Genomic DNA, 10,672 nt, shown 5'->3' with positions numbered 1-10,672 from the left:
GTTGTTTATAGGCTTTTTTTGCGGAGAGTGAGGGATTCGAACCCCCGGACCTGTTACAGTCAACAGTTTTCAAGACTGCCGCAATCGACCACTCTGCCAACTCTCCTTCAACTCCGATTGTATCGTCGTTTTCAGTGGTGCAAATATAGAAACTTTTTTATTACTGACAAAATATTTTTTCAATAAAATTCGTATTTCTGCGACTACCAACAGGCTTCCACTTTCAACAAAGCGTAAAATTGGCTTATTATCAATATTTTAAATCAAAAATAAAAATTCACTTTTATTTCAGATTATAGATCAGATATACCTTCATACCTTTTAGCCATAGTAATATTCGGTTGTAAGGTCTCCGTTAAAAACCGGTTTTGTATCCTGACCTTTCATATTTAATTCAAAAAGTCGCTCTCCGTTTTTCATTCCGGCATATATTTTCATAGAAAACCAGCCGTTTTCCAAAGAAAGTGTAATGCTGTTTTCTTCATTAATGGATGTGATATCTTTTAAATAACCAATTCCTACAATTTTCACTTCATTATTGGTAACCTCAAATACCCAGTCTTCGGACTGAACAGCTACTTCGTCATGATTGAGAGCCCGTTCATCGTTTTTTGAAATGCAAAATGAATAATACCCATCCTCTACTCCTATTACCGGGATCGCAATTCCTGATTTTGTGATCTCATCGCCATGATCATTTTCAACGAAATATTTCAAAATATTAGTTCCGGGCAAATGATGATCCTGCAAATATTTTGTTAAAAGTTCCGGATTGTATATCACAAAACCTTTAAGTTCAGAGAATATTTTTTTCATATTATTTGATAAGATTTAGTTTATTATTTTATTTTTCAGAAGGCTACATTGTATTACCGGACCAGGGATTTCCTTTTCCTGCTTCATAGAGTATTTAAACTTCTCAAAAATTGTCCTCAGATATAATTGTATTCAATAAACATTAATGTTTCCGATCTCCGGTTATCATGTTAAAAAATCAACGAAGTTTCTATATTACTATTCCGATACTCTGCCGGGCCACTTAATCATTTCAAAAGGAAACAGCTTTTATCCTTTCAATAAAAATCAATCCAACTCTGCTCTTGAAAATAAATCTTTAATTACATCTTCATCTTCGCAGGCTTTTTTAAAGTCAAGAATAAATTCTTTCAATTGCTCTCCATTGGATGAATAGGCACAAAACATTCCTGCTTCCGGATCAAAACGTATATTCTCTCCTAAATCAGGTCGTTTCTCCTCAATAAAGACGTTTGCTAATGAAGCCCAGTCGTAGCCGTTACCTTCAAAACCTTCATCTGCTCTGGTATTGAAAATTTCATCTTTATACCCTCCGGCATCTAAACACACCGAAAAGCTATTGCTGTGTTCTACCCAGAAAAAGGGCTTAATTTGTTCTTTTAAATTATTAATGTCCATATTGTTCTAATTTATTGAAAAGTTCATCTGCAACAATGGTTATATTATTTAACTACAATAAGCGGAGCTTTATCATTATAAAAATCGGTTTTAAAAATCTTTTTACCCACTAAATTCTTTTGATAAAAATAATTATTGTGAAGTGCTGAACCTCCTTCAATGCCCATTCCAATAGATTCGTCTTTTTTCAATTTATTCTTAATAGCGCTGAAAATTTTACTCGTATTTTTTTCAGGATTTTTTGAAAGCACTCTCAAATTAATACGCTCGATACTATCTTTTTTTTCACGTCCTCCTTCTCCTACTATTACAAAGGGCGCAAAATCGTCTTTATAAATCATACTTTCATCCACTTCCTTATCTTCAGAAAAAATAAAAAATCCTAAATTCTTTTCCCGGTCATCATTTATTTTTTCTTTGAAGTTTTCGTGAGTTACTTTTTCAATAAAGAAATCGCCTTTATTATTTTTGCTTTCAATATAAAAAGCACCATTGTTCTTTTCTATAATTTCTTCTATGTATGGATAAAAATCCACCAATGACATTACTAAATTTGTATACGACATTTATTTATAGTATAATCAACAGTCTTTGTCAACACTTCTATTAATTATTAGTGTCCGTATTGTTCTAATTTACTGAAAAGTTCATCTCCATTCTGCTTAATTCCATCTTTATATTTTGCGGGTATTTTTGATTCACAACGAGAGAACCAATCATTAAATACAGCTTTCCACTCCTGTATCTTCTTTTTTTCTAACAATAAATTAGCATCTGTTGTATATTTTTTAGCAAAGACTAATAACAAATCTATATTGGCTAAAAGGGGCTGTGCCACGTTGTCATTCTTTTTCATCCAATCTATCACTCCTTCAATAGTAGAAATAGCAAATTTTATATAATCAACTCCAACATACTGTGCTAATTCATTGCCCTCAGGGGCTGTACTAAATATTTTCATTCTTTATAGTTATATTATTTATATTTTTCAACTTTTCTAGGTGTCTCAAGCATATCCTCTTTAAAATTATCTAAAGGATTTTTTGCTGTCCAACGTTCTTCCAACCTTCCACGATTTAGATTTAATAATCCGGCTTTACTTAGCTGATCTTCTACAGATAAGTTCATTCTATCCATCAAATTTAAGCGTTCATTCATTCTCTTTCTGATCAAGGCCCCTTCTATAGATCGGGCATCTCCATGATCCAATCCTTCAGCTAAAACTTCCATATGAGAAAACTGTCCTTTTTTATTTTCAGATCTTAAATGTTCCAGCAGCCTTTCTCTATCTGTTCTGTTAGTTATACCATAATAAACTACTTCACCATCAGAATTAACGAGTTGATATACTAATTCATCTTTATTCAGTCCAAATATATCGACCCAATTATTCGGGTCATAGACATACGTATAATGAGACAATCCTCCTTTTAACCCTATTGGATCTTTACTTATATATCTTCCACTTTCTGCATCGTAGTATCTGAATCTATTAAAATATAAGCCATCCAGCTCACTGTCCTCATACTGACCCAACTGCCTGAAAGGAATGAAATTTTTATCACCTTTTACATTTTTAAGATTACCATATATATCATATTCTGAACTCCAAATGACCTGACCGTCTTTGTCATAAGATTGAATAGGTCTTCCTATGTAATCAGAAATAATACTGTAGCTTTCATCATTTATTATTTTGGCACATGGCACAAATGTATTTTTTTCATATACCCATGTGACCAGATTTTCGACAGGTTCTTTTCCGGTAATAATATTTCCATCATCATCAACGACAGTTACAGGATTTTCCTCAATATCATAACTCCATTCGTGTAAAAGGTTATTACCATCCCAAATATACCGAGTTATTTTCTTTGCACCAATTTTTGAAGTTCTTCTTCCCAGTGCATCATATTCAAAATTTACAACTTTACCATCAGGTCGTTTTACATTGGCCAACATGCCATTGCCACTCCATGAATACGCCCAATCTCCGGATTCCCATTCCAAACGTAATATCTCTTCTGATGAATCTTCGTTGACATTAGGTAAAACAGTGGCATCAGGGAGTTTTGGTACACTCAGCCAATCTGATGCAATATTTTTATAGTAAGGATGGCTGTTATTTTGCTCTTCCTGATGTTCCGGTTTAACATTATTAATTGGTCGTTTACTTTTTAACAGTAAATTCCCTTCATCATCGTAATGATAAAACCAGCTTTTATCCCGCATCAGTTTCCCGCCTTTATCATAAACACGGTCGTTTCTTTTTGCACTTTCGTATACGCAGCCTGTTTCATCAGGATTTTTATATTGAATCTCTCCATTAGAATATTCTGCAGCCACAAGACTTCCGAAAGCATCATAATCAAACTTTGTTCTTCCTCCTGTAATTCTATCCAAAACCTGCAATAACTGGCTTTCTGAGGTCCAATGATAATCTTTATGAAAAGCAGTAGTTTTTTGTACAGTTACCTTCTGGCTTACCGGCATTCCGATGTGATCAAATTCAAAGGTACTTTCTATACCACCTGTCATTTCACGGGACTGAATTTGCCCGTTATTGCTGATATCGAGATTCATTTGCCATGGCAAATGAACATCCCGGGTTACCGCAGTCATATTTTTAAGCTGGCCGAGGTCGTTGTAGGAATAATCAATTTCTGCTCCCAGACTACTCTGCAGTCCAATCAGATTTCCCTGACTGTCGTATTCGTACTGGATAAGGTGCTCCCCTTGTTTCTCACCGGTGACCTGCCCTAATTTATTTCTTTGGAAGGCAATACTGCTGTTTTCGTTATCGGCTTTAATCAACAATCCTGAAGTATCATATTGATAAGCCTCCCAGGTTCCATCAGGATAATGTGCCTGCGTTAATCTTCCTCCTAAATCATATTCATAAAAAATATTTTTCCCCTGAGGAGTTCTTCTTTGGGTAACAAACCCGTCTTTATCTCTTACAAAAAACTTTTTCTGACCATCAAAACCTGTCTCACCAACAACTTCATCATTATTGTTTCTTTCAAATTGATAGACTTCTCCTTTTTCATTGGTAATGCTCATTAAGTTTTCATAGGCATTATATCCAAAGGCTAAAGTTTCTTCTTTTTTATAGGTTAGCGAATTTCTACGTACCTGTCGTTTCAGACTTCCCATTGGGGTGTAGCTCATCAGCCACTCTGAGCGTCCATCGGTAGCATATACCGGAAGATCATAGGCATCATACCGGAATTTTAACGGCAGTTGTCCCTGTTCGTTCAATTCCACAACTCTTCCCATTCTATCTCTGTTCCAAAGAGTTCTGTTAAGTGGTTTCGGACTAAAAATCAACACCCTTCCGTATTCATCATATCTCCAGTATTGTTCAGCTCCTACCGTATTCATTAAACGGATAATCTGCCCTCTCTGATTATATTCATATTGGGTGATAACATCCTTCCTTCTGCTTTTTTCAGGTAGTCTTTCACCCTGAGGATATTCATAAATAACAGTTTCTTCTGACGGATCTGTATAACTTATCAATTTCCCTTCCTCATCATAACTCCACGTTTCCGATGCTCCTGATGGTGAGAAACGCGCGATAATTTGTCCGAATTCATTGTACTGATACTGATATTCTTCCCCATCAGGATGGTGAGAAATTGCAATATTCCCCATGTCATCGTAGGTATATCCCTGTACTCTACCTTCCGGAGTTCCTATCATTTTCAATTCATTATAGGAAGTATAATCGTACCAGGTTTCTCCTCCTTCACCATCTACTTTTTTGTAGACGAGATAATCTTCCTCATAGAAATATTGTTCTGTTTTATTGTTTTGTCTTGGGTAAATAACTTCAGTATAGCCTTCTTCTTCGTCATAACGAAGTCTGCCTTCCATAAATCCGTCAAGGCCTTTCGTGTGTACTACTCTGCTTTTTTCATCATATTCCCAATGGTAAGCCATCCCGTTTCGGTTGGTTCTCCTGATCATACGGTTTTCACCGTCATATTCAAAGGCAATGGCCTTTTTATGAATATCCCATACATGGGTAAGATTTCCACGTTCATCATAATCATAACGAACCTGCAGGTCTCTTTGGTTTTTATAACAATAATAAACTTCCGATATCTTTTTAAGTTCAGGATGAAGAACCGTTTCAATATGGAAGCCGCTTTTTACATCTTTAATGCTTTTAAGAGCGATATTCCGGTCCTGATACTCATATTCTCTGATGGTACCGTCGCCATATTCAATATAAACAATTTTGAAAATCGTTCCTTCCGTACTATGATGGAAACGTTGGTAGGTATAGACATCTGTCCCTTTACGAATAATCCAGGTTCTGTTATCCGGCCTGTATTGCCATATTTTTTGACTTCGGTAATAGGTAGGTTCTTCTCCTACTTCAGGAAAAGGAACTGCCATAGGCTGAAGTTCATCAGGATGAATCCATGCCGCAATTTTATCATCTTCATCAGGAACAATATAGAGGTCGTGGTTATTAAAAATACCATTTCCAAGTATTCCGTTTTTATAGGGTCTGTCGCTGTACCATGCATTTTCCCAGGATAAAGGTGTACTTCCTTCTATTTTAAAATCATCCCATTCAAACAACATTGCTCCGGTAGCAAAGTTGACAGGTTCCAGTCCCACTTTACACAGAGCCTTTGAAACAGGATTGGTTTTTCCGAATTTTCCTTGTAAAAAATGGTTGAATTTGGTAATTCCTTTTCCTATTTGTTTGGTTAAACTTCTCATTAAAAACATTCCTGCAAACCGCATCAGCATTTCTCCGGGAGTATAAACATGGGGAATGAAAGCACCTCCTACCAATACAGGACCTCCCGTGTTGATCTGGATGTACATACTTGAGAAGTTATTATAGAAGGCAAAATAGGCAAGTGGATTTTTCTTTGGCTTATTGGGCATTGCAGGCAGCATCGTCATTCCGAAAGGGAATCCCATACAGGTAAGAACCTGCTGTGGCTGGTTGCCACTCATCTTGCTTCCCTGAGCCAGAACAGTCTGTGAACCATAATAAACTTCACCCTCATGCGGAGCTTCCTGCAGAAATGGGATCATATACACAGGAATCAAAGAAGTTACATGTTTGAAAGGAATAATCACTCCCATAACACTGGTCGTTGTGGTTGCTTTGTGCCTTCCATGCACATATATAGAGCCTCCCATCGGAATACCTTCCGGAAGATCCGGTTTCATATTTCTGATAAACTGAGGAATGGGAATCGTAAATTTGATATAATCCATGATATCAAAAACAATCCCGATAAACGGATGTGGCAATGGTAACGGAATCAGCATAAATGATGGCGGCGGCGGGATCAAAGTCCAGTGAATATCGATAGCCAGCACAATATCAAAATGCTTACTGGTATGTTGAATAGCTGTAGAAGTAAGTGTGGGTGGAGTGACTTTAATCAGTTTCACCTTACTTTCCGGTGCCGCTTTTTCTGTGGTAACAGCTCCGCCATCGCCGCCTCCACCACTGCCGCCGTCTGCCGGATGGCTATCATCGCCTCCAACGACAGATTTAACCATAGAAACAGGATTCAGGGACTCCGCATTGTTCTTCATCCCGTTTTTCCATCCCTGTTTGGTTTTGTCCCAACTTACCGAAGTAACATCAGCATTCACCTTCCAGGAGCGATCCGGATTCATATTAGGTTTGTCAACCTTAATTGTCTTTATTTTATTTTTATTCTGATCTGCCATGATACTTTAATTTGAGATTAACCTGCTTTTGGTCTTTCTACGCTCACCTTCCAGTCATCACCAAAATAATTTTTCATTTCCTTATCCAGTCCGGTTTTCTTTTCGTTGTCTCCTTCATAGGTAAGAAACAGCATTGAAGCTACAAATCGTAAGCTGCTCTGCTCTTTTGCTGCAGGTTCCATCAACCTTGCTATTTCCAGACACTTTTCAAAATACCTTATCATTTTATCTTTTGTCAGAATCGTATCATTCAGGGTTCCGATGATTCTGTAACATTCAATTGCCATGGCATATTCGCCTATTTTTTCTGCTACTTGTGCAGCTTTTTCAAAAGCTTTTTCTGCCTTAGCCTTTTTTGAATTCCCTAGTAAAGAACTTCCGTAATTCATGTACATCTGAACTTCCAAAGGCGAATCGGGCTCTACTTCTTCAAATATGATTCTGTAAGTATCTTCTGCTTTATCTTTTTTCTTATCTGCGTTATAAGCTTGTGTAAGCATAAAATAGGCAGAGATCTCGGCTTGCTTATTTTTTTGTTCTTTGGCTAATTTTACAGCAGTTCTCAAAGCATTTTCTGCTTCCTTAAACCTTCCTTTGCTTAAATGGTTGCTGGCAGTAAGAATCTGCTGCTGAAAATCTGTATCTGCACTGTTTTTCTTTCTATTGGTATGAGCTGCCGTATTCTGCATCAGCTGGTGAATATCCACTTCAACCCTGAAAGTATGTGCCCATGAGTTTTGAGGTAGTGTTTTATGGGTGTGATGTTCCGCCCACACCAGTTTAATATCTTTATTTTCTGACATTGTGCTGAGGTGACACCATTCTTTTACCCATAAAGAAAGCTCTTCAATATCACTGATTCTCACCGGGGAAATGTAAAGATAGATTTTAGCATCCCTGATGTTGGGAAACTTTTTCTTTAATTCCAGCAAAGGATAAAAGGCCTTGTACGCATCTGTTTTAAAAGTCTGATCCGGAGTTTTCAGCTTCCATTCAGGAATATTATCTTCGCTTTTTTCAAGCATCTCATAAAACTCTTTCCATTCGTCCCATAAAGTCTGACCGAAAGAACTCATGCCATTGAATTCCTGATAATGAAGCAGAAAAACATCTTCACCTCCTTCATCTTCAGATAATCTTGATTTTAAAAATCCATCAAAGAGATCGGTTTCGTGTTGTTCTCCTGTGCAGATCAGCATCGGCTTTTCTTCATTCTTTGAAACAACTTTTTTCCATTGTCTTTTTAACTTTACTAACTCCAAATCTACCGGGTTCATCAGTTTTAATTCAGTTTTACAGTTCCACTTACGATATTGGTCTCGCTTCCACCTCCTATATTGATCTTTTTACCACTCAGGTTCGCTTCGGTTTCGGCGCCCATTGAAAGTGTCTTTGTTCCAACATCCAGTGTTTCAGATTTAATTCCGATTCCTGAAGTAGGATCTCCGTCTTCCGGCCCTACGCCAATTCCAACACTTGTAGTTCCTCCAACACCAATATTTTCGCCCTGTACTAATATTTCTTTTCCTTTAATCTGAATATTTCCATCTTTATCCATGAAAACAGAACTTTGTCCACAGGTCAGAGTGATGGTAATTTTACTTTCTATATTTATATTTCCTGCGCCATCAAGGAAAACAGAGTTTTGATCTTTATCTTTCACCGTAATTCCACCTCCGTCGTCAAGACTTACCGTGTGACCGCTTTTACTGCTTAAGCTTTTAATATTATTTCCTGAGCCTCCGCCTCCGCCTACTCCGCCATGGAACATTCCTCCCATTACAAAAGGCCGGTCCGGATGCTGATGGGCAAAATTCACAACTACCTGATCTCCAACTTCCGGAATCGCCATAAACCCACGGTTTTTACTTACTTTTTCACTTCCTCCTCCGTCCGGAGTCATCACGCGGATATATTCTGTGGTGGTAGAACCATTTTGCCAGTCAAACTGTACTTTCACTCTTCCCTGATTTAACGGATCTGTATTGGAAATAACTTTAGCAAACTGAGCATCTGCTTTCGGAGTCTGAAATTCCGGACGTGGAATAAATCCCGTATCGGAAGCAATGGCATCAAATGTCCCTGAATAATATCCCCGGGCATCCACTTCATGATACATATCTGTGATCATTAGCTTGGTGAAATAGGTCGTTTCATTGCTTTCCGCTTTTCGCATTTCAATATCAGCGATACAGCCGGGATAAAGAAACGGAACTGTTGTTGTTCCGGAAATTACAAATACTTGTGAAGCTTTACTTCCAGCTGTACCTTTCTGAGAATTTTCGACATCCATGAAAGAAACTGCTTTTATGGGAGCAACTCTTAAAGAAGGTGTGGTAAAGGTTTTCTCTGAAATTTCATAAGCTCGTTTGGCAATATCCGAAGTATGATTGATCTTTGAATTTCCTGTTGTTAATTTTTCATTTTTACTGCTGTTGTAGCCATAAAATGTTGGATTAACATGTTGAGCCTTCATTCTTATTTTCACGTCACTTACACTGCTGCCGTACGTTAACTTCACAGGTTTTTCCTGCGGCGGAAGTTTTCCGAAGTGAAGAACCTCACCGTCATAGTAGAACTGCTCGCCATATGCTTCGGCAATTCTAGCCAGATAATTGTAATGCGTTTCTTCGTACTGAGAACTGTAAGAGATATTTCCATGCCCTGCATCTACTCTGAAATCAAATGAACTTTGTCCTAATCCTTCTTTAATCACCTGATCGGCAATACTGTTCAGACTTATTTCCTGCCCACCGCCAAAACTTTGAATGTGAGGTGCCGCATCCAGAAGAACTGTAGGACTTGATCCCGTAAGCACAATATTTCCAAGACTTCCTTTTTCCTGGCTGAAACCTACTTCAGTAATGACTCCTACGAAGTTTCTTTCAGGTCCGTCTTCAACATCTTTGTACCTGAATATGACGGTGATTCGTTTTCCAAGAAAATTCTGAGCTTCTTCCAGATTATGGTTTTCAGAACTTCCTAAGGTATCATGAGCCAACATCAGATCAAATTCATGATGTTTGACAGCGCTCTGTTTTAATTTAAAATGTTTAAAATGTTTGATAACTTTTCCGTCAATTACAACTTCAAGCTTTACGACACGATTGATTCCCAACATCTGGTTTCCGGGAATTGTACTCGCATTGTATATTCCTGATGTAGGCTGTTTAGACCATACTTTATCTTCTACCAAAGTGGGTGGATTCGGCTGCTTAACCTGATTCATAAACATCTGAGAGGTACTTTGCACCATGCCGGTGTAGGCCTGAGCCTGAGCCATTTTCTCGGTAGTTTTTTTTACTGTTCCACTGGATTTCTCCTGTATTTCACGGGTAGCCTTATTGATAGCTTCACCCTTTATGGTTTCCTGCATTTTAGTTGCAGCTGGAATTTCAGTTTTGGAAACAGGGATTTTCGGGGATTGATCATCCTGAAACATAACGTTATTATTTTGATGAGTTGGTGTTGTATATAATGTCCTAAAAATTCATCTGAAAAAAGTTCAGATAAATCTTCTTTA

The 10,672-nt window shown here is 37.6% G+C and carries 7 protein-coding genes and 1 tRNA gene; all 8 read right to left on the bottom strand.

Annotated features, from left to right (window positions below; genetic code table 11):
* Window positions 1–21: 21 nt before the first annotated feature.
* Window positions 22–106: transfer RNA gene (locus EG342_RS15775), tRNA-Ser, on the bottom strand.
* Window positions 107–321: 215 nt separating this feature from the next.
* The gene (locus EG342_RS15770; protein ID WP_103294178.1) at window positions 322–816 is read right to left on the bottom strand and encodes a hypothetical protein; all 495 of its coding nucleotides are present in this window, start codon (window positions 814–816) and stop codon (window positions 322–324) included.
* A 267-nt stretch (window positions 817–1,083) separates the two neighbouring features.
* A complete protein-coding gene (locus tag EG342_RS15765) occupies window positions 1,084–1,434 on the bottom strand; it encodes an immunity 51 family protein (RefSeq protein ID WP_103294179.1) in 351 nt (116 codons plus the stop codon).
* A 44-nt stretch (window positions 1,435–1,478) separates the two neighbouring features.
* The gene (locus EG342_RS15760; protein ID WP_103294180.1) at window positions 1,479–1,979 is read right to left on the bottom strand and encodes a hypothetical protein; all 501 of its coding nucleotides are present in this window, start codon (window positions 1,977–1,979) and stop codon (window positions 1,479–1,481) included.
* 68 nt (window positions 1,980–2,047) lie between these two features.
* The gene (locus tag EG342_RS15755) at window positions 2,048–2,395 is read right to left on the bottom strand and encodes a hypothetical protein (protein WP_103294181.1); all 348 of its coding nucleotides are present in this window, start codon (window positions 2,393–2,395) and stop codon (window positions 2,048–2,050) included.
* Window positions 2,396–2,409: 14 nt separating this feature from the next.
* Window positions 2,410–7,149 (bottom strand): RHS repeat-associated core domain-containing protein, encoded by a 4,740-nt coding sequence (locus EG342_RS15750; RefSeq protein WP_103294182.1) that lies wholly within the window; start codon window positions 7,147–7,149, stop codon window positions 2,410–2,412.
* A 17-nt stretch (window positions 7,150–7,166) separates the two neighbouring features.
* Entirely contained in the window at window positions 7,167–8,426 is a 1,260-nt protein-coding gene (locus EG342_RS15745) for a tetratricopeptide repeat protein (protein ID WP_103294183.1), read from the bottom strand.
* A gap of 5 nt (window positions 8,427–8,431) precedes the next feature.
* A complete protein-coding gene (locus EG342_RS15740; RefSeq protein WP_123868114.1) occupies window positions 8,432–10,591 on the bottom strand; it encodes a type VI secretion system Vgr family protein in 2,160 nt (719 codons plus the stop codon).
* Window positions 10,592–10,672: the final 81 nt, after the last annotated feature.

Origin of the sequence: Chryseobacterium lactis (assembly GCF_003815875.1) — a bacterium.
Lineage (GTDB): Bacteria > Bacteroidota > Bacteroidia > Flavobacteriales > Weeksellaceae > Chryseobacterium > Chryseobacterium lactis.
This window is presented reverse-complemented; position numbering and strand designations above follow the sequence as displayed.